Here is a 23519-nt window from a genome sequence, read left to right as displayed (position 1 = left end):
TATCGATGTTACCGGGCACGTGCACGCCGGCTGCGATACGTGTCGAGCACGACCGCCACCACGATCACCGCGCCGGTGATGATCCGCTTGGTCGGCTCGTTCGCGCCGATCTGCGCGAGCCCTGCGGCCAGCACGGAGATGATCAACACGCCGAAAAACGTGCTGATCACCGAGCCGCGTCCGCCCATCAGGCTCGTGCCGCCGATCACGACGGCCGCGATCACCTGCAGCTCCAGACCCACGCCCGCATTCGGGTCGGCCGCCTCGAGCCGCGAAATCTGGAACAGCGATGCGAGCCCGGCGAGCGCACCCATCAATGCGAATACGAGAATTTTATACGGCCGCGGGTTAACCCCGGCAAGTCGCACGGCTTCCTCGTTCGTGCCGATGCCGACCAGATAGCGGCCGAACACGGTGCGCGTCAGCACGAACTGGGCCGCGACCATCACCGCGACCGCGATCAGGAACGCCGGCGAGATGCCGAGCGCGATCGGGTTCGACAGGAAATCGAATGCGTCGCCGATATACGCGGTGCGCGAATTCGTCAGCTGGTAAGCGAGACCGCGCGCGGCCTCCAGCACGCCGAGCGACACGATGAACGACGGAATCCGCCAGCCGACCGTGACCGCGCCCGTCAGCGCGCCCGTTGCGGTCGCGACCGCGATGCCGATCAGCGCGGCCGGCAGCGGCCCCCACTGCCACTTGAGCGCGGCGACGCTGACCATCGACGCGGCGAGTGCGAGCACCGAGCCGACCGACAGGTCGATCCCGGCAATGATCAGCACGAAGGTCATGCCGACCGACATCACGACGAGATCGGGAATCTGGTTCGCGATCGTGCTGAACGTATCGTAGGTCAGGAAATGCGAGCTCAGCACCGAGAACAGCGCGATCATCGCGGCCAGCGCGCCGGCGAGCCCGAGATAGTTCGACACGCCGAGCCGCGTGCCGGACAGCGTGCGCGCGCGGCGCCCCGTCACGTCCTGCGCGGTGCCGGCGTCGGTCGGGGATACGGGAGGCTGGGTCATTGCGGTCGTCCTGTCGTCGAAGTGCCGGGCGCGGCGGCGCCCGTTGCCGGATGCGGCGGCTCGCCCTGCGGCAGCGCATCGCGGCCGAAGCCGGCGAACGCTGCGGCCAGCAGCGCATCCTGGGTCCAGTTGCCGCGTTCGAACACGGCGGTCATGCGCCCGGCCGACATCACGCCGATCCGGTCGCAGATCAGCATCAGCTCGCGCAGGTCGCTCGACACGACGACGAGCGCGCGGCCCTCGCGCGCGAGCGCGCCCATCAGCGTGTAGATCTCGAATTTGGCGCCGACGTCGATGCCGCGCGTCGGCTCGTCGAACAGCAGCACGCCCATGTCGCGCGCGAGCCAGCGGCCGATCACGACCTTCTGCTGGTTGCCGCCCGACAGTTCGCCGACCGGCTGCGCCGCGCCGTGCGTGCGGATCCGCAGCGCGTCGATCTGCTGCTCGGCAAGCGCGGTCTCGCGCGCCGTATCGACGACGCCGCCGCGCGCGAGTCGGTCGAGCTGGCCGAGCGACACGTTCGCGGTGACCGATTGCGTGAGCAGCAGCCCTTCGCCCTTGCGGTCCTCGGTGATCAGCGCGATGCCGTGCTTCACCGCGTCGACCGGCGAGCGGATCGCGGCCGGCTTCGGCGGCTGGCCGACCGCGATCATGCCGGCGTCCGGCGTGTCGGCGCCGTAGATCAGCCGCAGCAGCTCGGTGCGGCCCGCGCCGATCAGGCCCGAGATGCCGAAGATCTCGCCCGCGCGCACCTCGAGCGACACGTCCTGCACGGCGGGCGCGCGCGTGATCCCGGACACGACGAGCCGCGGCGCGCCGATCTTGCGCACGCCGAGGTCGATCTGCTCGCCGATCTCGCGCCCGACCATCAGCGTGACGAGCCCGTCGGACGTGATCGCCGACATGTCGCCGACGTGCACCAGCCGGCCGTCGCGCAGCACCGCGACGCGCTCGGCGACCCGCGCCAGCTCCTCGAGACGGTGCGAGATATAGACGATCGCGACGCCGCGCGCCTTCAGCCGGTCGATCTGCTCGAACAGCAGCTCGACCTCGCGCGCGGTCAGCATCGCGGTCGGCTCGTCGAGGATCAGCACGCGACAGTCGCCGATCAGGTTGCGCGCGATCTCGACCATCTGCTGGTGGCCGATGCCGAGCGCGCCGACCGGCGTATCGGGATCGACCGCGTCGAGCCCGACCTGCGCCATCGCGGCGCGCGCGTCGTCGCGCAGCCGCGCGCGGTCGATGATGCCGAAGCGGCGCGGCAGATGGTTCAGGAACAGGTTCTCGGCCACCGTCAGCGTCGGCAGCAGATTCAGCTCCTGCATCACCATGCGTACGCCGAGCGCCTCGGCCTGCGTGCGGCTCGCGGGCGCATAGGCCCGGCCGCCCAGCCGCATCGTGCCGGCAGTCGGCTCGACGAGCCCGCCGACGATCTTCGACAGCGTGCTCTTGCCGGCGCCGTTTTCGCCCGTCAGCGCCAGCGCCTCGCCCGCCGCAAGCGTCAGCGTGACGTCGGCGAGCACCGGCTCCGCATAGGTCTTGCCGATGCCGGAGACGGACAGCACGGGCTCGGCTGAACGGGAAGAAGGTGGGAAGGTCGGTTCCATCGCGATCCTGGTTGCGGCCGCGCGCTCGCGGCGCGCGGGTATGACGCTCACTCGTGCATGGGCATGCGGTGGCCGTGATCGCGCTCACCCCGGATAACGGCCGCCGCGCGCGATTCTTGAGGGCGGCGGCCGCGCCGGGCAGCGTCACTTCGTGACGAGATCCACCGGCGTCTCGACCACGCCGGACATGTCGGCCTGCTTGCGGTGCTCGGCGATCGCCTTCAGCGCGGTATCGATGCCGAACACGGCCTGCTTCGCCGCGTATTGGTCGGCGGTCGCGAGCACGCGGCCGTCCTTCAGCATCGGCTTGATCGCGTTGATGTTGTCGTAGCCGACCACGTACACCTTGCCCTGCTTGCCGGCCGCGCGCACGGCCGACACGGCGCCGATCGCCATGTTGTCGTTGCCGCACAGCAGCGCCTTCAGGTTCGGGTATTCGTTGAGCATCGCGGCCGCGACCGCATTGCCCTTGTCGATTTCCCACTCGCCCGACTGCACCGACACGACCTTCATCCCGCCCGCCTTCATCGCGTCCTGGAAGCCGGCCGTGCGCTGCTGCGCGTTGGTCGTCGTCGACACGCCCTCGACGATGCCGACCTCGTCGCCCGCCTTCAGCCGCTTCGCGAGGTAGTCGCCGATCTTGCGCGCGCCCTTGCGGTTGTCGGGGCCGACGAACGGCACGTTCAGGTTCTTCGACTTCAGCACGTCGGGATCGAGCCGGTTGTCGATGTTGACGACGATGATGCCCGCGTCGATCGCCTTCTTCACGACCGGCACGAGCGCCTTCGAATCGGCCGGCGCGATCACGATCGCGTCGACCTTCGACACGATCATCTGCTCGACGATGCGGATCTGGTTCGCGGTGTCGGTCTCGTCCTTGATGCCGTTGGTGACGAGATCGAACTGGCTCGCGTTGTGTTTCTGGTATTCCTTCGCGCCATTTTCCATCGTCAGGAAGAACTCGTTGGCGAGCGACTTCATCACGAGCGCGACCTTCGGCTTGCCGGCCGTCTCGGCATGGACGGCCGGTGCGGCGGCAACCGCGACGGCGGCTAGCGCGGCGGTCAGGAAGCGACGGCGAAAGCGGACATTCATAGACATCTCCTGGCGACTGGCCCATGCGGGCCGACTGTTGTTTTAATGCGAGCAAACGTTTGCGCTACATTACCCGGACAATGGCCATCGATGCTGCTGTCGGTACCAAGGAAGGAAAGCAAGGCAGACGGCCGACTGCCTGGCGCGCGCTGTCGTCGACGCGCCACCGCCGGCGGGAAGCCGGCGGCGTGAAGGTATGCTGGACCGATTCGCGCCGGCGCGCAACCCGTCTGATCAATATTCAGGGTTTATTCGGAGCGCGCGGGCAGCCGCGCCGATGCGCGCCGGCAACACGCGCCTGCATTGCCGCGCGCCGTGCATCACGCTGCGCGGCGCGCGGTCTGCTGTGCTCAGACGGCTTCGCGCAGCTGCGCGGCGATCTCGGTCTCGCTCAGATGCGGCGCGAACATCTCGATCAGCCGGTACGCATACGCGCGCAGGAACGCGCCCTTGCGCAGCCCGACGCGCGTCGTGCTCGCCTCGAACAGATGCTGCGTGTCGAGCGCGACGAGCCCCGTGTCGCGCTGCGGGTCGTAGGCCATCGCGGCGACCACGCCGATCCCCATGCCAAGCTCGACGTAGGTCTTGATCACGTCCGCGTCGATCGCGGTCAGCACGACGTCGGGCACCGCGCCCGCCTGCGCGAACGCCTGGTCGATGTGCGAGCGGCCGGTGAAGTCCTGGTCGTACGTGATGATCGGATACTCGGCGATTTCGTCGAGCGTCAGGTTCTCGCGGCCGACCAGCGGATGCCCCTTCGGCACGACGACCGTGTGGTGCCACGAATAGCACGGGAACGTGACGATGTCCGGATAGCGGTCGAGCGCCTCGGTCGAGATGCCGAGATCGGCCTCGCCGTTCAGGATCATCTGCGCGATCTGCTGCGGGCTGCCCTGCCGCAGCGCGAGATGCACCTTCGGGAACACGTCGGTGAACTGCCGGATCACCTTCGGCAGCGCATAACGCGCCTGCGTGTGCGTCGTCGCGACGACGAGGTGGCCGCTGTCCTGGTCGGCGAACTGGCGCGCGACGCGGCGCAGGTTCTCGGCGTCGAGCAGCATCCGCTCGATCAGCTGGTGCACCGCCTTGCCCGGCTCGGTGAGGCCGGTAAGCCGCTTGCCGCGGCGGATGAAGATGTCGACGCCGAGTTCGTCCTCGAGATCCTTGATCTGCTTCGAAACGCCCGACTGCGACGTGTACAGCACGTTCGCAACCTCCGTCAGGTTCATGTTCTGGCGTACGGCCTCGCGCACGAAGCGCAGTTGCTGAAAATTCATGGGTATGCCTCTTGGGCTGTCGTTGTTTGGTATGGGCTTGTCGAAACTCGGGCGGTGTCGGTGCGTCACTCGTCAGCGCGCGGGAAACACGCGCACCGCGCGCGGCACGGCGGTCGCGCCGTCGCCGACCTGCAGCGCGAGCGCGCGCCACGCGTCGCGATCGAGCTCCGCCTCGAGCGCGCCGCCGGCACGCGCCTCGAGCTCGACGCGCACCGAGCCGCCGAGCGGGATCACGCGGCGCACGTCGACCGCGATGCCGTCCCGATGCCCGGCTTCGGTCACCGGCCACAGCTGCAGATCGTGCGGCCGCACGTAGGCGTTCGCAGGGCCCGCGAAATCGGCGTCGACCGCGATCGGCGCGGCCGCGCCCTCGGCCACGAAGCCGTGCCCGGCAACCGTGCCCGGCAGCCGGTTCGCGGCGCCGAGGAATTCGTAGACGAACGCGCTCCGCGGATGATCGTAGACGTCCTGCGGGCTGCCGACCTGTTCGACGCGGCCGCGGTTCAGCACGACGATGCGGTCGGCGACTTCCAGCGCCTCTTCCTGGTCGTGCGTGACGAAGATCGTCGAGATGTGCAGGTCGTCGTGCAGGCGCCGCAGCCAGCCGCGCAGCTCCTTGCGGACCTTCGCGTCGAGCGCGCCGAACGGCTCGTCGAGCAGCAGCACCTTCGGCTCGACCGCGAGCGCGCGGGCCAGCGCGATCCGCTGGCGCTGGCCGCCCGACAGCTCGGACGGATAGCGCTGCGCGAGCCAGTCGAGCTGCACCAGCTTCAGCAGCTCGTGCACCTTATCGCGGATCGCGGCTTCCGACGGCCGCTCGCGGCGCGGCTTCACGCGCAGCCCGAACGCGACATTCTCGAACACGGTCATGTGGCGGAACAGCGCGTAATGCTGGAACACGAAGCCGACCTGGCGATCGCGCGCGCCGACCGACGCGACGTCGAGCCCCTGCAGCACGACCTGCCCCGAGTCCGCGTGCTCGAGGCCCGCGATCACGCGCAGCAGCGTGGTCTTGCCGCAGCCGGACGGCCCCAGCAGCGCGACGAGTTCGCCGGGCGGGAAGTCGAGCGACACGTTGTCGAGCGCGGTGAAATCGCCGAAGCGCTTCTGAAGGTGACGGACGGTGATACCCATTCTGGTTGCCTCTTTACGATTTCGACGAAATGGCCGCAGGGCCGGCATGTGCGGGAACGGCGTCGCGCGCGCCGGACAGCTCGGCGGCGAGATGGCGCTCGGCGAGCAGCTTCAGCGCGAGCGTGACGAGCGCGAGCAGCGCGAGCACCGACGCCACCGCGAACGCCGCCGCGAAGTTGTATTCGTTGTACAGGATCTCGACGTGCAGCGGCATCGTGTCGGTGACGCCGCGGATATGGCCGGACACGACCGACACCGCGCCGAATTCGCCCATCGCGCGCGCATTGCACAGGATCACGCCGTACAGCAGCCCCCACTTCACGTTCGGCAGCGTCACGCGGCGGAAGATCTGCCAGCCCGACGCGCCCAGCACGCGCGCGGCCTCTTCCTCGTCGCTGCCCTGCGCCTGCATCAGCGGGATCAGCTCGCGCGCGACGAACGGGAACGTGACGAAGATCGTCGCGAGCACGATGCCCGGCACCGCGAAGATGATCTGCACGTCGTGATCCTGCAGCCACGGGCCGAGCCAGCCCTGTGCGCCGAACAGCAGCACGTAGACGAGGCCCGAGATCACCGGCGACACCGAGAACGGCAGGTCGATCAGCGTCGTCAGCAGCGCCTTGCCGCGAAACTCGAATTTCGCGATCGCCCACGATGCGCACACGCCGAACACGAGGTTCAGCGGCACCGCGATCGCGGCGACGATGAGCGTCAACTTGATCGCCGCCCACGCGTCCGGGTCGGCGAGCGATTCGAGATAGAAGCCGACGCCCTTGCGCAGCGCCTCGACGAACACCGCGGCGAGCGGCACGACGAGGAAGAACGCGAGGAACGCCAGCGCGATGCCGGTGAGCAGCCAGCGCACCACGCGCGATTCGCTGACCGGATCGAGCTGCTTCGCGGCACGCGCACGCGCGGCGGACGACGGGGTTTTCAGCACGGCGGAAGACTCCCGGTTCATCGCTGGCCTCCGGCGGTCGCGGTGGCGGCGATCGCGGGCGCGGGCCCGCTTGCGCCCTTGCTGGTCCTGCGCTGCAGGTACCACTGCAGCGAATTGATCAGCAGCAGCATCAGGAACGACACGACCAGCATCACGACCGCGAGCGCGGTCGCGCCCGCGTAGTCGTACTGCTCGAGCTTCGTGATGATCAGCAGCGAGGTGATTTCGGATTTCATCGGCACGTTGCCCGCGATGAAGATCACCGATCCGTACTCGCCGAGCGCACGCGCGAACGCGAGCGCGAAGCCGGTGAGCAGCGCCGGCAGCACGGCCGGCAGCACGACGCGGCGAAACGTCAGCCAGCGCGACGCGCCGAGGCACGCGGCGGCCTCCTCCTGCTCGCGCTCGAAATCCTCGAGCACCGGCTGCACGGTACGCACGACGAACGGCAGCCCGATGAAGGTCAGCGCGACCAGCACGCCGGCCGGCGTGAACGCGATCTTGATGCCGAGCGGCGCGAGATACTGGCCGACCCAGCCGTTGGTCGCATAGACGGCCGCGAGCGAAATGCCGGCGACCGAGGTCGGCAGCGCGAACGGCAGGTCGACGATCGCGTCGACGATGCGCTTGAACGGGAACGTGTAGCGCACCAGCACCCACGCGACCAGAAAGCCGAATACCGCGTTGATCAGCGCGCCGCCGAGCGCCGCGGAAAACGTCAGCCGGTACGACGCGAGCACGCGCGGCGACGTGACGGCGGTGACGAACTGGTCCCACGACAGCGTCGCGGTCTTCAGGAACGTGGCGGCAAGCGGAATAAGCACCACGAGGCTCAGATAGGCCACCGTGATGCCGAGCGTCACGCCGAAACCGGGCAGCGCGCTCGGCTTGCGAAAGGTGTACGTACTCATCGGATGCTCTTGCTGGGTCGATTCACACGGGTCCGGCGCGAACGCCGGCGCGACAGGTCGCGCCGGCGGCGGCGGCAATGCGGCGCGCTGTCGTGGCGCGCCGCTGTCGTTATGGCGTTACTGCGGCTTGTAGATCGAGTCGAACACGCCGCCATCCGCGAAATGCGTCTTCTGCGCATTCGTCCAGCCGCCGAACGTATCGTCGACCGTGTACAGCTTCAGCTTCGGGAACTGCTTGGTCAGCTCCGCCGGCACGTTCTTCGAGCGCGGCCGGTAGTAGTTGCGCGCCGCGATCTCCTGGCCCTGCGGGCTGTACAGGAAGTTCAGGTAGGCCTCGGCCAGCTTGCGCGTGCCCTTCTTGTCGACCACCTTGTCGACCACCGCGACCGGCGGCTCGGCCAGGATGCTGACCGACGGCACGACGATCTCGAACTTGTCGGGGCCGAACTCCTTGATCGACAGGAACGCCTCGTTCTCCCATGCGATCAGCACGTCGCCGATCCCGCGCTGCACGAAGCTCGTCGTCGCGCCGCGCGCGCCCGAATCGAGCACGCCCGCGTTCTTGTACAGCTTCGTGACGAATTCCTTCGCGGTCTGCTCGTTGCCGCCCGGCTTGTGCACCGCGTACGCCCATGCGGCCAGGTAGTTCCAGCGCGCGCCGCCCGAGGTCTTCGGGTTCGGCGTGACGATCGACACGCCGGGCTTGGTCAGGTCGTCCCAGTCCTTGATGCCCTTCGGATTGCCCTTGCGCACGAGGAACACGATCGTCGACGTGTACGGCGACGCGTTGTCGGGCAGCCGCTTCTGCCAGTCCTTGTTCACGAGCCCCTTGTTCGCGAGCGCGTCGATGTCGTAGGCCAGCGCGAGCGTCACGACGTCGGCCTGCAGGCCGTCGAGCACCGAGCGCGCCTGCGCGCCCGAGCCGCCGTGCGACTGCTTGAAGTTGACCGTCTCGCCGGTCTTCGCCTTCCACTCCTTGCCGAACGCCTGATTGAAATCCTGGTACAGCTCGCGTGTCGGGTCGTACGACACGTTCAGGAACGTCGTATCGGCCTGCGCGTGCGTCGCGGCGCCCAGCACCGCCGCCGCGCCCAGCGCGAGTGTTGCGATCAAGCGGCCCACCCCGCTCGCCAGCCCCGTCGTGCGCTTCACCATCCTTGGTTCTCCAGTGTTGTCGTGTAGTCGGTATTGCGATGTCGGGCCAGTCTATCGAACGGGTTACATGATTAAAAATAATCGTTCCTCATTTTTTAATACTCAAAAGTGCTAACGCAGCACGGATGGACGGTTGCGGCGGATAAACCGGCGTCCGGGCGTCGCCAAATTGCATCGGAACCGGCGCGATCGCGTCGAACTTCACGTAACACTTGAAATTCGCGAAGTACTGTATAAAAATACAGCTCACTGTCTATCCATACAGTTGAACCATGACCAAACTCACCGCCCGCCAGCAGCAAGTGTTCGACTTGATCCGCCGCGCGATCGAGCGCTCCGGATTCCCCCCCACCCGCGCCGAGATCGCGGCCGAGCTGGGTTTCAGTTCGCCGAACGCGGCCGAGGAGCACCTCCGGGCGCTTGCGCGCAAGGGCGTGATCGAGCTGGCCGCCGGCGCGTCGCGCGGCATCCGCCTGCTCGGCATCGACGACGCGCCGCACCAGTTCACGCTGCCGCACGCCGGGCTGATGCAGTTGTCGCTGCCGCTGGTCGGCCGCGTCGCGGCCGGTAGCCCGATCCTCGCGCAGGAGCACATCTCGCAGCATTACGCGTGCGATCCCGCGCTGTTCTCCAGCAAGCCCGACTACCTGCTGAAAGTGCGCGGCCTGTCGATGCGCGACGCCGGCATTCTCGACGGCGACCTCCTCGCGGTGCAGAAGCGCACGGAAGCGAAGGACGGGCAGATCATCGTCGCGCGCCTGGGCGACGACGTCACGGTCAAGCGCCTGATGCGCCGGCCGGGCGGCCTCGAGTTGATCGCGGAAAACCCCGATTACGAAAACATCTTCGTCAAGGCCGGCAGTGCGGAATTCGCGCTGGAAGGCATCGCCGTCGGGCTGATCCGCTCGGGCGAACTCTGACCCATCCGTCTCGCTCAGGAGAACATCATGGAACGCCTTGCCCGCCTGCTGCCTTTCCGTCAATTCGGTCGCCTGCGTCATCTGCGCGGCCGCACGCCCTGCGCGCCGCTCACCGCTGCGGCGCCCGCCGGCCAAGAAGTCGCAGTCGAACGGCAGGCGTCGCTGCTGCCGTCGGCGCTGCCCGCCTTCGCGCGGGTGTCGCTGAACGCCGGCCTGAATCATGCGGAACCGGCGCGCCGCGCGCCGGTGCGCGTCTATCACGGCCGCTCGCGGCTGATCATGGTCGGCACGATCGACGCCGTGTGCCGGATGATCGACCGCTGCATTGCCGAGGAACGTTCTGCCGCGCAAGGCGGTCTCTGATTGCGGAACAGTCCCGCTTCGGAGGTATCGTGACGCAAGCTCCGGGCCGCGCATCGCGGTTCAAACCCCTGTTGATCGCTGCGATGGCCATCGTCGTCATTGCGGCGATCGGCTATGCGTACGCGTCGCCGTATGTTGCGCTCGGTCGCCTGAAATCGGCGATCGATGCGCGGGATGCGCAGGCCGTCAGCGAATACGTCGATTTTCCGTCGCTGCGCATCAGCCTGAAGCAGCAGGTCACGGAAGAGTTGATGCGCCGGATCGACGCGGCGAAGAAAGGCAATCCGTTCGCGGCGATCGGGGCGTTGATCGGGTCCGCATTAATCGGCCCGCTGGTCGATGCGTATGCGACGCCGGAAGGCGTGGCCGCGTTGATGGGCGGATTGCCGCCGCGCGGCAATCCGGGCGAGCGTCCGCCCGAATGGTCGGCGCCGCCGCCGGGCGGCACACCCGGCGCCGAATCGACCGCGCCGCCTGCCGGCACGGCCGGTCCTCCGGCGAGCGCCGCCGCGCCGGCCAGCAACACGGCGACCACAACCGCGTCATCGTCCGCACCGGCGCCCGCGCCCGCAAGCCCGGGCGCGGCACCGCGCCAGCAGCAAACGAGCGCCGGTTACCGGAATATCGACGAGTTCGTCGTGACCTATCAGCGCACGGCGGACGGCACGCGCTATGCAGCGATCTTCCACCGCTTCGGCCTGTTCTCGTGGAAGCTGTCCGCGATCGACCTGCACGCGTAAGCGGGCTTCGCCGCGCTCCGCAAGCGGCCAAGTCGGCGCGGCGGCGCCGCGGCCGAACGCCGCGCTCCGCCGCTCAATCCTGCATCGGGGCTTATTTGCCGCTTGCGGTCGCCGCTTCGCGTTCGCGTGCGATCTCGGCCTTTTGCTCTTCAGCGGACGAGCACGCCACCAGGATGCTGCAGTTCACCCGATCGAGCAGCTGCGTATTGCCCGACCCCATCCACCATCTCGACAGCCCGCTGCGGCACCGATGGCCGACGACGACCAGGTCGACCTTCAGTTCGGTCGCGAGATTCGCGATTTCGTCGATCGGATAGCCGAACGCGAAATGGCCTTCGGCCTGCACGCCGCGCTCGCGCAGCCAGTTCACGCCTTCCTGCAGGATTTCCCGGGCGGTTTCCTCGAAACGGCCGCATGCGACGTCGGTCAGCAGCCCTGCGCTCTGCGCGATGCTCGAGCGCATGTCGACCACCGACAGCAGGTGCGTTTCGGCCTTCAGGTCCAGTGCGAGATTGGCGCCGCAGCGCAGGGCCTTGCGCCCTTCGAGCGTGCCGTCGTAGCACAGCAAAATCTTGTTGTAGCTAGCCATGAAACCTCCCTATCGCGACAACGAACCCTACGCCTTCATCATGGTGCGCCGCAATTCAGGACGCAAGGGATGGAAAACGCTGATGCGCCGCGCACGGCGCGCACGCGATGATGCAGTGCACGGTCCGGCGCGCATGCACCGTTTCGCGCGCAGATGCGCTGAACGGATGCGGGCGATGCACTAGAATGGCCCGTTCGTGCCGCCGTCCCGCAGCATGCGAACCGGCATCGCGATCGTTCGCCTCGGTCATGCCCGTCTGACACGCGTTCGCCCGATCCGTTCGCGCCGGCTCGCATTCGGCAGCAGCATGCCGCCCGCATCCAACACTCATCTTCCATGTCCGTCGCACCGATCGATTTCCGCAACGTCGAAAAGCGCTATGGCGACAAGCTCGTCGTCAACGGCCTGTCCTTCCATGTGCAGGTCGGCGAATGCTATGGCCTGCTCGGGCCGAACGGCGCCGGCAAGACCACGACGCTGAAGATGCTGCTCGGCCTCGCGCATCCCGACGCGGGCGCCATTTCGCTGTGCGGCGAACCGGTGCCGGCGCGCGCGCGGCATGCACGCCGGCGCGTCGGTGTCGTCCCGCAGTTCGACAATCTCGACCCCGACTTCACGGTTCGCGAGAACCTGCTCGTGTTCAGCCGCTATTTCGGGATGTCGGCACAGGCCGCGCGTGCCCTCGTGCAGCCGCTGCTCGAATTCGCGAAACTCGAGAACAAGGCCGATGCGAAGGTGAGCGAACTGTCCGGCGGCATGAAGCGCCGTCTCACGCTCGCGCGCGCGCTCGTCAACGATCCCGACGTGCTGGTGCTCGACGAACCGACGACGGGTCTCGACCCGCAGGCGCGGCACCTGATGTGGGAACGGCTGCGCTCGCTGCTCGCGCGCGGCAAGACGATCCTGATCACCACGCATTTCATGGAGGAAGCCGAACGTCTGTGCGACCGGCTCTGCGTGATCGAGGAAGGCCGCAAGATCGCCGAGGGCGCGCCGCACGCGCTGATCGAGTCGGAAATCGGCTGCGACGTGATCGAGATCTACGGGCCGGACCCGGCCGCGCTGCGCGACGAACTCGCCCCGCTCGCGCAGCGCACCGAAATCAGCGGCGAGACGCTGTTCTGCTACGTGAACGACCCCGAGCCGCTCAGCGCGCGAATCAAGGGTCGCGCGGGATTGCGCTATCTGCATCGTCCGGCCAATCTGGAGGACGTGTTCCTGCGGCTCACCGGCCGCGACATGCAGGACTGATCGACCATGGACGTACGCAACTATTCCGCCGCCGCGCACAGCGCCCCACCGCGCGAGTCGCGCTTCGCGCTGGCGCTGCCTGCGAACGCGACCAACTGGATCGCCGTGTGGCGCCGTAACTATCTCGTCTGGCGCAAGCTCGCGCTCGCGTCGATGTTCGGCAATCTCGCGGATCCGATGATCTATCTGTTCGGGCTGGGTTTCGGGCTCGGGCTGATGCTCGGCCATGTCGACGGCGTGTCGTACATCGCGTTTCTCGCAGCCGGCACGGTCGGATCCAGCGTGATGATGTCCGCAAGCTTCGAGTCGATGTATTCGGGTTTTTCGCGGATGCACGTGCAGCGCACGTGGGAAGCAATCATGCACACGCCGCTCGCGCTCGGCGACGTCGTGCTCGGCGAGATCGCGTGGGCCGCCAGCAAGGCGCTGCTGTCGGGCGTCGCAATCATGCTCGTCGCGGGCGCACTCGGCTATGCGCGGTTTCCGTCGATGCTCGCGGTGCTGCCCGTGATCGCGCTCGCGGGCCTCGCGTTCGCGAGCGTCGCGATGATCGTCACGGCGCTCGCGCCGTCCTACGACTTCTTCATGTTCTATCAGACGCTCGTGCTGACGCCGATGCTGCTGCTGTCGGGCGTGTTCTTCCCGATCACGCAACTGCCGCCGCTCGCGCAGCACGCAGCGCATGCACTGCCGCTCGCGCACGCGGTCGAATTGATCCGGCCCGCAATGCTTGGCCGGCCGGCAGCCGACGTCGGCCTGCACGTCGCCGTGCTCGCCGGCTACGCGGTCGGCGGGTTCCTGCTGTGCGCGTGGCTGTTCCGGCGCCGGCTGATGCGCTGACCACCGGCGCGCGCGGCGCCAGCTTCATTCGTACTGCGCGACGACGTTATTCGTCGTCGTCGCTCCACGGAATCTCGACGTCGGTCAGGAATGCGACGGTCGCGAGCGGCCCGCCTTCGTGGCGGCCGAGCTTGCCGTCCGCACGATGCCATTCGACGCGGAACTGCGTGCCCGGATCGTCGGCGACCAGATAGACGGTGCGCAGCTCTTCCGCATCGGCATCCTCGACCGGGCCGTCGAATGACACCAGCATTTTCTGCGGCCACAGGCCGTTGACCGGGTCGTAAATGCGATCGCCCTGCGGAATGTCGATGCTGGCCTCGACGCCGATCGTCGCAGACGCCTCGACGATCATCGTGCCGAGCGCGCTCAGCACGGCGGTCGCGCGCGCGGAATTGGCCTGACGAATCGCGAGATCGCCGCGCGTCAGCGCCTTTTCAAGTCGAGGATGAATCTTCGGTTGGGACATGCGTTTTCCTGTTTGCTTCTTGTAAAGGGCGCCGCACGCGCAAAACGGCGGCGCCGGATGAATATAACGGCCAGGCGGGCCGGCCGGACGACACGAGCGGCCGCTCGCCCGCGCCCGCAGCGGCATCGACAGCGGAGCACCCCGCCCCGCTTGACGGCCGCGCGCGCCAACCGGATCGACCGGCCTGCGCCCGGCGAACGCCGCACCCGTGCCGGTCGGTCAGAACCCGAACGCGACCGCGAGCAGCCCGCTCGCGATCCCGAACGCGACGACCAGGACCGCGACGATCGCCAGCATGTACGGCTTGAACGAACGCGCGAGCATCGCGATCGACGGCACGCTGATCGGCGGCAGCGTCATCAGCAACGCCGCGGCCGGGCCGACGCCCATGCCGAGCGACAGCATCGCCTGGATGATCGGCACCTCGCCCGCCGTCGGGATCACGAACAGCATGCCTGCGACCGCGAACGCGACGATCCAGCCGAGGTGATTGCCGATGTCCGGACCGATGTGCGGAAACAGCCACGCGCGCGCGGCGCCGAGCAGCAGCACCAGCACGATGTACTCCGGGACGAGTCGCACGGCCATCCGTGCGAGCAGCTTGATCCAGCGCACGAACGGATTGCCGGCCGCGGCCTGCTCGGCGGCCAGTGCCGCGAGCTGCGCATCGTCGATGCTGCGATCTTCCGGACGCGCGATGCGATTCAGCAGATAGCCGATCCCGAACACCATCGCGACGCCGAGCACGAGCCGCAGCGCGCTCCAGTGCCAGCCGAGCACGAAGCCCATGAACACCAGCGCGGCCGGGTTCAGCACCGTGTTGCCGAGCCAGAACGCGACCGCGCCGCCCGGCGACGCGTGCCGCGCCCGCAGGCCCGCGACGACGGGCGCCGCGCAGCAGGTGCACATCATGCCGGGCAGCGACAGCAGGCCGCCCGCGGCGACGCTGCCGAAACCGGTGCGGCCCAGCACGCGTGCGACCCAGTGCGCCGGCAGCAGCGCCTGCACGGCCGAGCCGAGCAGCAGGCCGAGCACCATCGCCTGCCAGATCGCCTTGCCGTACGCCCATGCGTAATCGAGCGCAGCCTTCAGCGACGGCTCGGGCGCCGTCGCCGACGTGCCCATCAGGATCGACTGGCCGATCGAATGGTGCTCGGCCGCGACGAATGCCTTGTTGTAGTACGGAAACCATTTCACGTAGAACAGTCCTGCGACCGCGATCAGCAGGAAGGTCATCCAGCCGAGCGCCGGGCTGGGTTGGGTGCGGGTGGTCGTCATCGTAGCGTGGTCGGTTGGTCGTTATCGGTTGCAGGTTGTGCGCGGCACGCCGCCGCCAGCGCCGGCGACGCCGGCAATCCGGCCTGCGCGAGCTGCCCGAGCAGCGCGCGCGCCTGGTCGGGCACGTCCGCCGCATTGGGCCGAAACACGAACGTCAGCGCGCGGTTCGGCTTGCCGTACGACGCGCGGTAAGTCCGCGCATAGGCCGGATCGTAATGCCGGTCGATCAGTTCGCCGAACAGCTCGGCGCGTGCATTCGCGTCGATCAGCGTGCGCCAGCGCGCGACCGCTTCGCGGCTGTGCAGCCCGATCAGTCGTTCGAGCTGCGCGTTGAACGCGGCCGGATCGTCGAACAGGTGTGCGTAATCGTCGAGCAGGAACGCGATGCGCTCGTCGCGCGCGGCTTCGACCTGCACCCACGGCCCCGCGTGGAACGCGTCGAGCAGCGCGATCGGCAGCTGCACCACGCCGATCTTGCGGCTTTCCGATTCGACGAACACCGGCCACGCCGGGTCGAAACGACCGAGCGTTTCGACCAGCCCCGAATCGAACGCCTTCTGCGACGGCTGCGGCACGCCCGGCAGCGCGCCGAGCAGCGAACCGCGATGGCGCGCCAGCGCCTCGAGATCGAGCGTCTGCGCGCCCGCGTCGCGCAGCGCGTTCAGCAGCCGCGTCTTGCCGCAGCCCGTATGGCCGACGAGCGCGATATAGCGAAAGCGCGACGGCAGCGTATCGAGCGTGTCGCATACCGAACGGCGGTACGCCTTGTAGCCGCCTTCGAGCTGACGCGCCTGCCAGCCGATCAGGTTGAACCAGGTCGTCATCGAGCCCGAGCGCTTGCCGCCGCGCCAGCAGTAGATCAGCGGCCGCCAGTTGCGCGGACGGTCGGCGAAGGTCGTATCGAGATGACGCGCGATGTTGCGCGCGACGATCGCGGCGCCGACGCGCGTCGCCTCGTACGGCGACACCTGCCGGTACATCGTGCCGACCAGCACGCGTTCTTCGTTGCTGAGCACGGGCGCGTTCAGCGCGCCGGGGATATGGTCCTCGGCGAACTCGAGCGGCGTGCGCACGTCGATGATCTCGTCGAACTCGCCGGCGCGATCGAGGGTGACAATCAGATTCTTCAATTTGGCGTCGAAACGGAGCGATGCGGCTCGGCGAGCCGCACGGGCGCGGAAGGCGGATTGGCGATTATCTCATGCGCGGGCGTCGCGAGCCGCGCACCGCCGCCGGCGGCGCCGAAGCCGCCTTCATCGCGTCGATCAGATGGTCGCGAAACGCCCGCACCGACGCGGGCAGGTCGCGCCCCGCCATGGTCTGCACCTGGATGCTGCGCTCGCGCAGCTGCGGGTTCGTCAGCGGCACGACGACGAAGCCGTCCGCGTCGCAGCGGTCGCGCACCGACAGCAGCCCGGTGAACATCACGGCGCCCGTGCGCTGCGCATAGCGGTACATCGCCGCCGTGTTGTTGCTCGTCAGCTCGGGCTCGAGCAGCAGCCCGTCGAGTGCGCAGGCGATGTCGATCAGCTGGCGCACGGTCGTGCCGGCTTCCGGCAGCACGTGCGGATGACGCGCGACATCGGCGAGCGACACCGCGTCGCGCGCCGCCAGCGGATGATCGCGGCGCACCAGCGCGAAGATCGGCGCACGCTCGGTGTGTTCGACGCGCACGCCCTTTTCCGGCGCGAGGCTGAAGGTCAGCGCGATGTCGGCGTCGCCTTCGCGCACGCGCCGCGTCGCATCGGCCGGCGACACGACCCACATCGAGAAATCGACGCCCGGATGGCGCGCCTTGAAGCTTGCGAGCGCGCCCGGCAGGAAATCGCTCGCGAACCCTTCCGAGCACGCGATCTTCAGCAGGCTGCCGTGCAGCGCGTCGAGCCCGCCGATCTCCTTCATCACATGCTCGGCCTCGAGCAGGCTGCGCTGCGCAAAGCCCAGCAGCCGCTCGCCGGCCTCCGACAACGCCATCCCGCGCGGCCGGCGCTCGAACAGCGGCGCGCCGAGCTCGCTTTCGAGCTTCGCGATCTGACGGCTGATCGCCGATACCGCGACGTGCAGCCGCGCGGACGCGTCGCTGATCGAGCCGGTGCGCGCCACCTCGACGAAATACCGCAGCGCCAGGCCATGCAGAAAAGCCGCCATCGTCGTGTCTCCGGGCCGGTGCGGGCCGTTCCGTTTTGCCTTTTCGGCAAAGAAAGGTTCGAAATTCGATCATTGTGACAAAAAAAACGGCTTCCTAGAATCGATCGCACTTCACGCTGCCCGCACGGCCCTGCGCGGCCGCCCCCGACGAGGAGACCTGTCTTGAGCCGTACCGCCGCCCTCCAGCACGCGCTGGACCAGTTCGAATCCGGTGCCTTCTTCACGACGCTGAGCCGCCGCGTCGGCTTGCGCACCGAAAGCCAGGAAAGCGGCAGCGCCGCCGCGCTGCGCGCGTACCTGACCGACGAGATCGCGCCCGAAGCCGCGCGCCTCGGCTTCGCGTCGCGCATCGTCGACAATCCCGTCGACGGCGGTGGCCCGTTCCTGCTCGCGTCGCGCCACGAGGACGACGCGCTGCCGACCGTGCTGATCTACGGCCACGGCGACGTCGTGCGCGGCTACGACGCGCAGTGGCGCGCGCCGCTGTCGCCGTGGACGCTGACCGCCGACGGCGACCGCTGGTACGGCCGCGGCAGCGCCGACAACAAGGGCCAGCACACGATCAACCTTGCCGCGCTGGCGAGCGTGCTCGACGCGCGCGGCGGCCGGCTCGGTTTCAACGCGAAACTGCTGATCGAGATGGGCGAGGAAACCGGCTCGCCGGGGCTCGACGCGCTGTGCCGCCAGGAGCGCGATGCGCTCGCGGCCGACGTGCTGATCGCGTCCGACGGGCCGCGCATCGCCGCCGAGCGCCCGACCGTGTTTCTCGGCTCGCGCGGCGCAGTCAATTTCCGGCTGAGCCTGCACGCGCGCGACGGCGCACATCATTCCGGCAACTGGGGCGGGCTGCTGCGCAATCCGGCGATCGTGCTCGCGCACGCGCTCGCGAGCCTCGTCGATGCGCGCGGGTCGATCCGCGTCGCCGGGCTGCGCCCGCCGCCGATCCCGGCCGCCGTGCGCGAAGCGCTCGCCGATCTGTCGGTCGGCGGCGGCCCCGGCGATCCGGCGCTCGACGCCGACTGGGGGGAGCCGGGCCTGTCCGCGGCCGAGCGCGTGTTCGGCTGGAACACGCTCGAGATCCTCGCGTTCAAGGCCGGCAATCCCGAACATCCCGTCAACGCGATTCCGCCCGCCGCGTACGCGCACTGCCAGCTGCGCTTCGTCGTCGGCACCGACTGGCAGGCGCTGCACGCGCACCTGCGCGCGCATCTCGACGCGCACGGCTTCGGCGACGTCGAGATCGACGTCGAGCGCGGGGCGCCGGCCACGCGGGTGCCGCCCGAGGATCCGTGGGTGCGCTGGGCCGTCGCGTCGCTCGCGCGCACGACCGGCAAGAAGCCGGCGATCCTGCCGAACCTCGGCGGCACGCTGCCCAACGAGGTGTTCGCCGACACGCTCGGGCTGCCGACGCTGTGGGTCCCGCATTCGTATCCGGCCTGCTCGCAGCACGCGCCGAACGAGCACCTGCTCGCGAGCGTCGTGCGCGAGGGGCTGCAGATGATGGCCGGCCTCTTCTGGGATCTCGGCGACGACGCACCGCCGCTGCGCCGCGCGGCACCCGCCGCGGCCGGCGTCGCACTGTGACGCGCGCGCCGCTCCTTCCACGGGATACGCATACACGATGAACACGACCACCCTGACCACGCAGGAAGCCGCCCGCCCGAATGCCGCGCAGATCCGGCGCATCATCTTCGCGGCGTCGATCGGCAACGCGCTCGAATGGTTCGACCTGATCGTCTACGGCTTCTTCGCGGTGACGATCGCCAAGCTGTTCTTCCCCTCGACCAGCGAAGCGACGTCGCTGCTGCTCACGCTCGGCACGTTCGGGCTGTCGTACCTGATCCGGCCGATCGGCGGCTTCGTGCTCGGCGCGTATGCGGATCGCGCCGGCCGCAAGGCGTCGCTGCTGCTGTCGATCGCGATGATGATGGGCGGCACGCTGCTGATCGCGCTGATGCCGACCTACGCGTCGATCGGCATCCTCGCGCCGCTCGGGATCATGCTGTCGCGGCTGATGCAGGGCTTCTCCGCCGGCGGCGAATTCGCGAGCTCCACTGCGTTCCTCGTCGAGCATGCGCCGCAGCGGCGCGGCTTCATGTCGAGCTGGCAGTTCGCGAGCCAGGGTCTCGCGACGCTGCTGGCGTCCGGCTTCGGCGCGCTGCTGACCGCCACGCTGACGACCGCGCAGCTCGAAAGCTGGGGCTGGCGCGTGCCGTTCCTGTTCGGGCTCGCGATCGGCCCTGTCGGGCTGTATATCCGCCGCTATGTCGACGAGGGTGTCGAGTTCAAGACGCAGGCGCGCTCCGACGCGCCCGTGCGCGAACTGTTCGCGGACCAGAAGACGCGACTGCTGCTGTCGATCGGCGCGCTCGTGATCTCGACCGCGATCAACTACATGGTGCTGTACATGCCGACCTACGCGATCAAGCAGCTCGGGCTGCCCGCGTCGACGGGCTTTGCCGCCACACTCGCGACCGGCTTCGTGCTGACGCTCGTCACGCCGCTCGTCGGCCATCTGTCCGACCGGACCGGGCGCATCCGCGTAATGGCGACGGCCGCCGTGCTGATGCTCCTGACCGTATGGCCGACGTTCGCGTGGCTCACGCAGCATGCGTCGTTCGCGACGATGCTGGCCGCGCTGATCTGGATCGGGCTTCTGAAGGCGATGTACTGCGGCGCGCTGCCCGCGCTGATGGCCGAGCTGTTCCCTGCGCAGACGCGCGCGACCGGTCTCGCGGTCAGCTACAACACGGGCGTCACGCTGTTCGGCGGGTTTGCGCCGTTCGTCATCACCTGGCTGATCAGCGCGACCGGCAACCGGCTGTCGCCGGCGCTGTACCTGATGGGCTGCGCGGTGCTGAGCCTCGTCGCGCTGCTCGTCGCGCGCACGCGGCTGAGGATGCAATAGGGAGGACGGCGGCGATGCGCGAGTGCATCGCCGCCGATGCGACCCGCGCGGCGTGGCGCCGCGCGGGTCGCACGCCGTTACGGCGCCGGGTTCGGCTGCCGTTCGTGCAGCGCGTCGATCTCCGCGAGAATCTCGTCGGACAGCTTCACGTCGATGCTGCCGATGTTCTCCTTCAGCTGGTCGAGCGAGGTCGCGCCGACCAGATTGCTGCGCACGAACGGCCGGCTGTTGACGAACGCGAGCGCGAGCTGCGCGGGCGACAGGCCGTGGCGTTTCGCGAGCGCGACGTAGCGCGACGTCGCCTCGACCGCCTGCGGCTTGCTGTAGCGCTGGAAGCGCTCGAACAGCGTGATGCGCGCGCCGGCCGGCCGCGCGCCGTTTTCGTACTTGCCCGACAGCCAGCCGAACGCGAGCGGCGAATACGCGAGCAGGCCGACGCCGTCGCGATGCGTGAATTCCGACAGCCCGTTCTCGAACGTGCGGTTCAGCAGGCTGTACGGGTTCTGGATGCTGGCGATGCGCGGCAGCCCGTGCTTCTCGGCCGCGCGCAGGAACTGCGCGACGCCCCACGGCGTTTCGTTCGACACGCCGATCGCGCGCACCTTGCCCGCCTTCACGAATTCCGCGAGCACGCCGAGCGTTTCCTCGATCGGCACCGTATACGCATCGTCGACCCACGGATAGGCGGGCCGGCCGAACGTCGTCGTGCTGCGGTCGGGCCAGTGCAGCTGATAGAGATCGACGTAATCGGTCTGCAGGCGCTTGAGGCTGCCGTCGAGCGCTTCGGTCAGGTTCTTGCGGTCGAACTGGTTGCCCTCGCCGCGAATATGGCGCGGATTGTGCGGCTGACGCGCCGGGCCCGCGATCTTGGTCGCGAGCACGATCCGGTCGCGCTGCGCGCGATGCTGCGCGAGCCACGTGCCGATGTACTGCTCGGTGCGCCCCTGCGTGTCCGGCTTCGGCGGCACCGGATACATCTCCGCTGCGTCGATCAGCGTGACGCCCTGCCCGATCGCGTAATCGATCTGCTCGTGCGCGTCGCGCTCCGAATTCTGCTCGCCCCACGTCATCGTGCCGAGACCGATCAGGCTGACCTCGATGCCTGAATCGCCGAGTGTGCGGTATTCCATGCTGTTCCTGTCGCGTCGGTGGAAAGCAGAAACGCTATCACATTGAAGCGACCGCTTCAGAGCCGCGCCGCCCACGCTTACGGACGGCCTTCGATGCCCGCAGTCGGGTTATTGCGGCCGCTGGATGAAGCAGGTCGCCGATGCATGCGCGACGATCCTGTCGTCCGGCGTCTTCAGCGTGCCCTCCGCGACGCCGAGCGAGCGCGACAGGTGGATCACGCGCCCTTCGGCGACCAGCTCGACATCGCGCGGCACCGGCCGCAGCATCTTCACATGCAGGTCGACCGTGCCGTAGCCGACGCCCGCATCGAGCATCGAATGCACCGCGCAGCCGGTGACCGAGTCGAGCACCGTCGCGGCAAAGCCGCCGTGCACGCCGCCGAGCGGATTCAGATGCCGCCCGTCCGCACGCGCCGAAAACTTCACATAGCCGAGTTCGACGTCGAGCGGGCGCATCGGGATCGTTTCGGAAATCGATGCGAGCGGCACGTCGCCCGACGCCGCCGCGCGCAGCAGTTCGAGACCGGACAGGGAAAGCGGGTTCATCGGGGCGTCTCCTGACTGAAAGCGCGTCGTCGCGCGAGTAAGTTCTAAATTGGAACTCATTATTCTCATGTGCGCCGGGGTTGTCAACGCGGCCGGCGCCATTGGCAATCGAAGGCGGGTTCTATAACCGAACCCGCAGCATACCCGGAGAGCCCCGCCCGGCTTGGCTCCGGCGTTTTTGCCCGTCCGAATCCCCGTACGCTTCCCCTCCTTTCTCGCAGCCTGCCCCGGACACCTTGCGACCGGTCGACGGTTCGCGGCTCGATCGATCCGTACGCGTCGATGTGTTCGGGAAGGAGGATGCCGCGCAGAACGGGCGCGAGACGCCCTCGCGACCCGTCGCACTGGGCGTCGCGTGGGCGCGGCCGGACGGAAGGCGCTATGAGGCTAGATTTTGATCGGATACGCGGAAGTCAAAAGCGCAGCGCGTTACGCTTCCCAACGCCCACGCTCCATCGCCTCTTCCATCATGCCGAGCGTCAACGATCGACCGCCCAGCGTCTCGCGTGCCGAGGTGCTGAACGGGGACTTTACGACCGCCGCGAGGAACGAACCGATGCCGAGCTTCGCGGCCGGATAGTAATAGTGGATGTCGAACGCAGACAGGTCGATTCCAAACTTCACAGCCCATCGTCTGATGAGCTTTTCGATGCGCTCCGGCTCCATGTCCAGATCGTGATAGAGGTCAGTGTCACGCGTCAGTTCAAGCCGACCGACGAGCGGCTTGCCCGCATCGGCTGCAACGAATTCTTCGAGGCTCTTCCACGCATCAGCCATACAAACGGTCCTCGGGCTTCACCATGCTGTTGTAGGTCGTGACGGAACGATACGTGATCATCGTCACATCGGACGCCAGGATCACCCAACCCACTCCCGGAATGGCACGGCCGACGAATGCGCCGATATTCCGCGTGAACTTGATGCGCAGCAGGATCAAACTGGTGAACGAGGTTACGGTCGGGAGGATGCGCTGCTTAAGCTCGTACGGCAGCATGCGGCGCGATACGATCGAAGCGATCGAGGTGCCCTTGACTGCCCCGGCGAACTTGCCGCGAGTCGGGATAAACCGCTGGCCCGACAGCACCATAGCGATACCAACTGCGTCATCTGTGCCTAGCAGGCTGTTGAAATTGGATACGGTGTAAACGGGCCCTGAGGGCAGTGCGTTAGAGATATCGTGTTCATGATCT

General features: G+C 68.1%; 25 protein-coding genes. 8 read left to right on the top strand and 17 right to left on the bottom strand.

Going from position 1 to position 23519, the window contains the following annotated elements:
* Window positions 1–8 precede the first annotated feature (8 nt).
* The 8 genes from BST28156_RS21865 to BST28156_RS21830 form a co-directional block, all read right to left on the bottom strand.
* Entirely contained in the window at window positions 9–1028 is a 1020-nt protein-coding gene (locus BST28156_RS21865; protein WP_059514610.1) for an ABC transporter permease, read from the bottom strand.
* Window positions 1025–2635: a sugar ABC transporter ATP-binding protein gene (locus BST28156_RS21860; RefSeq protein ID WP_174903346.1), complete on the bottom strand. Its 1611-nt coding sequence runs from the start codon at window positions 2633–2635 to the stop codon at window positions 1025–1027. The genes BST28156_RS21865 and BST28156_RS21860 overlap by 4 nt, the downstream gene beginning before the upstream one ends.
* A gap of 144 nt (window positions 2636–2779) precedes the next feature.
* Window positions 2780–3730: a sugar ABC transporter substrate-binding protein gene (locus BST28156_RS21855; protein WP_060243842.1), complete on the bottom strand. Its 951-nt coding sequence runs from the start codon at window positions 3728–3730 to the stop codon at window positions 2780–2782.
* A gap of 350 nt (window positions 3731–4080) precedes the next feature.
* Entirely contained in the window at window positions 4081–5007 is a 927-nt protein-coding gene (locus tag BST28156_RS21850; protein WP_009690192.1) for a CysB family HTH-type transcriptional regulator, read from the bottom strand.
* A 72-nt stretch (window positions 5008–5079) separates the two neighbouring features.
* Complete coding sequence (locus tag BST28156_RS21845; protein WP_060243840.1) at window positions 5080–6141, bottom strand: sulfate/molybdate ABC transporter ATP-binding protein; 1062 nt, start codon at window positions 6139–6141, stop codon at window positions 5080–5082.
* A gap of 13 nt (window positions 6142–6154) precedes the next feature.
* Window positions 6155–7102: a sulfate ABC transporter permease subunit CysW gene (cysW, locus tag BST28156_RS21840; protein WP_174903345.1), complete on the bottom strand. Its 948-nt coding sequence runs from the start codon at window positions 7100–7102 to the stop codon at window positions 6155–6157.
* A complete protein-coding gene (gene cysT, locus BST28156_RS21835; RefSeq protein ID WP_060243836.1) occupies window positions 7099–7992 on the bottom strand; it encodes a sulfate ABC transporter permease subunit CysT in 894 nt (297 codons plus the stop codon). Before cysT ends, cysW begins: the two co-directional genes overlap by 4 nt.
* A gap of 117 nt (window positions 7993–8109) precedes the next feature.
* The gene (locus tag BST28156_RS21830) at window positions 8110–9147 is read right to left on the bottom strand and encodes a sulfate ABC transporter substrate-binding protein (RefSeq protein ID WP_060243833.1); all 1038 of its coding nucleotides are present in this window, start codon (window positions 9145–9147) and stop codon (window positions 8110–8112) included.
* Window positions 9148–9419: 272 nt separating this feature from the next.
* Between BST28156_RS21830 and lexA the strand changes: the two genes are divergently transcribed.
* The 3 genes from lexA (at window position 9420) to BST28156_RS21815 (ending at window position 11170) form a co-directional block, all read left to right on the top strand.
* Window positions 9420–10067 (top strand): transcriptional repressor LexA, encoded by a 648-nt coding sequence (gene lexA / locus BST28156_RS21825; protein WP_009689103.1) that lies wholly within the window; start codon window positions 9420–9422, stop codon window positions 10065–10067.
* 27 nt (window positions 10068–10094) lie between these two features.
* A complete protein-coding gene (locus BST28156_RS21820) occupies window positions 10095–10430 on the top strand; it encodes a hypothetical protein (protein WP_009689104.1) in 336 nt (111 codons plus the stop codon).
* An 83-nt stretch (window positions 10431–10513) separates the two neighbouring features.
* Entirely contained in the window at window positions 10514–11170 is a 657-nt protein-coding gene (locus BST28156_RS21815; protein WP_437341299.1) for a DUF2939 domain-containing protein, read from the top strand.
* A 91-nt stretch (window positions 11171–11261) separates the two neighbouring features.
* On the opposite strand, the gene BST28156_RS21810 is transcribed toward BST28156_RS21815, so the two are convergent.
* Complete coding sequence (locus BST28156_RS21810; RefSeq protein ID WP_040127369.1) at window positions 11262–11759, bottom strand: universal stress protein; 498 nt, start codon at window positions 11757–11759, stop codon at window positions 11262–11264.
* Here BST28156_RS21810 and BST28156_RS21805 point away from each other — a divergent pair.
* From BST28156_RS21805 to BST28156_RS21795, 3 genes are all read left to right on the top strand, one after another.
* Complete coding sequence (locus BST28156_RS21805; protein ID WP_174903335.1) at window positions 11758–11943, top strand: hypothetical protein; 186 nt, start codon at window positions 11758–11760, stop codon at window positions 11941–11943. The genes BST28156_RS21810 and BST28156_RS21805 overlap by 2 nt on opposite strands.
* A 152-nt stretch (window positions 11944–12095) precedes the next feature.
* On the top strand, window positions 12096–13010 hold the full coding sequence (gene nodI / locus BST28156_RS21800; RefSeq protein WP_254596407.1) for a nodulation factor ABC transporter ATP-binding protein NodI: 915 nt from the start codon (window positions 12096–12098) through the stop codon (window positions 13008–13010).
* 6 nt (window positions 13011–13016) lie between these two features.
* Window positions 13017–13850 carry an ABC transporter permease gene (locus BST28156_RS21795; RefSeq protein ID WP_174903343.1) on the top strand — a complete coding sequence of 278 codons (834 nt, stop codon included), beginning with the start codon at window positions 13017–13019 and terminating at the stop codon, window positions 13848–13850.
* Window positions 13851–13896: 46 nt separating this feature from the next.
* Here the strand turns inward: BST28156_RS21795 and BST28156_RS21790 are convergent, their stop codons facing one another.
* The 4 genes from BST28156_RS21790 to BST28156_RS21775 all read right to left on the bottom strand — a co-directional run bounded on the left by BST28156_RS21790 (window position 13897) and on the right by BST28156_RS21775 (window position 17745).
* Window positions 13897–14319 carry a hypothetical protein gene (locus BST28156_RS21790; RefSeq protein ID WP_009688559.1) on the bottom strand — a complete coding sequence of 141 codons (423 nt, stop codon included), beginning with the start codon at window positions 14317–14319 and terminating at the stop codon, window positions 13897–13899.
* A 219-nt stretch (window positions 14320–14538) separates the two neighbouring features.
* On the bottom strand, window positions 14539–15597 hold the full coding sequence (locus BST28156_RS21785) for a permease (RefSeq protein WP_060243821.1): 1059 nt from the start codon (window positions 15595–15597) through the stop codon (window positions 14539–14541).
* Entirely contained in the window at window positions 15594–16727 is a 1134-nt protein-coding gene (gene mnmH / locus BST28156_RS21780; RefSeq protein ID WP_174903342.1) for a tRNA 2-selenouridine(34) synthase MnmH, read from the bottom strand. The genes BST28156_RS21785 and mnmH overlap by 4 nt, the downstream gene beginning before the upstream one ends.
* Before the next feature lie 64 nt (window positions 16728–16791).
* Window positions 16792–17745: a LysR family transcriptional regulator gene (locus tag BST28156_RS21775; RefSeq protein ID WP_174903341.1), complete on the bottom strand. Its 954-nt coding sequence runs from the start codon at window positions 17743–17745 to the stop codon at window positions 16792–16794.
* A gap of 162 nt (window positions 17746–17907) precedes the next feature.
* On the opposite strand from BST28156_RS21775, the gene BST28156_RS21770 reads away from it, so the two are divergent.
* Both BST28156_RS21770 and BST28156_RS21765 read left to right on the top strand, forming a co-directional pair.
* Complete coding sequence (locus tag BST28156_RS21770) at window positions 17908–19329, top strand: M20 family metallopeptidase (RefSeq protein ID WP_174903340.1); 1422 nt, start codon at window positions 17908–17910, stop codon at window positions 19327–19329.
* Window positions 19330–19366: 37 nt separating this feature from the next.
* The gene (locus BST28156_RS21765; RefSeq protein WP_174903339.1) at window positions 19367–20653 is read left to right on the top strand and encodes an MFS transporter; all 1287 of its coding nucleotides are present in this window, start codon (window positions 19367–19369) and stop codon (window positions 20651–20653) included.
* Window positions 20654–20730: 77 nt separating this feature from the next.
* On the opposite strand, the gene BST28156_RS21760 is transcribed toward BST28156_RS21765, so the two are convergent.
* The 4 genes from BST28156_RS21760 to BST28156_RS21745 all read right to left on the bottom strand — a co-directional run bounded on the left by BST28156_RS21760 (window position 20731) and on the right by BST28156_RS21745 (window position 23491).
* The gene (locus BST28156_RS21760) at window positions 20731–21783 is read right to left on the bottom strand and encodes an NADP(H)-dependent aldo-keto reductase (protein WP_174903338.1); all 1053 of its coding nucleotides are present in this window, start codon (window positions 21781–21783) and stop codon (window positions 20731–20733) included.
* 108 nt (window positions 21784–21891) lie between these two features.
* On the bottom strand, window positions 21892–22329 hold the full coding sequence (locus BST28156_RS21755) for a PaaI family thioesterase (RefSeq protein ID WP_009690441.1): 438 nt from the start codon (window positions 22327–22329) through the stop codon (window positions 21892–21894).
* 429 nt (window positions 22330–22758) lie between these two features.
* The gene (locus BST28156_RS21750; protein ID WP_174903337.1) at window positions 22759–23106 is read right to left on the bottom strand and encodes a DUF1493 family protein; all 348 of its coding nucleotides are present in this window, start codon (window positions 23104–23106) and stop codon (window positions 22759–22761) included.
* On the bottom strand, window positions 23099–23491 hold the full coding sequence (locus tag BST28156_RS21745; RefSeq protein WP_254596409.1) for an STM2901 family protein: 393 nt from the start codon (window positions 23489–23491) through the stop codon (window positions 23099–23101). Before BST28156_RS21745 ends, BST28156_RS21750 begins: the two co-directional genes overlap by 8 nt.
* Between the last annotated feature and the right edge of the window lie 28 nt (window positions 23492–23519).

Origin of the sequence: Burkholderia pseudomultivorans (assembly GCF_902499075.1) — a bacterium.
Classification (GTDB): domain Bacteria; phylum Pseudomonadota; class Gammaproteobacteria; order Burkholderiales; family Burkholderiaceae; genus Burkholderia; species Burkholderia pseudomultivorans.
The sequence above is the reverse complement of the archived record's forward strand: the minus strand, read 5'-3'. Positions and strand labels throughout refer to the sequence as shown.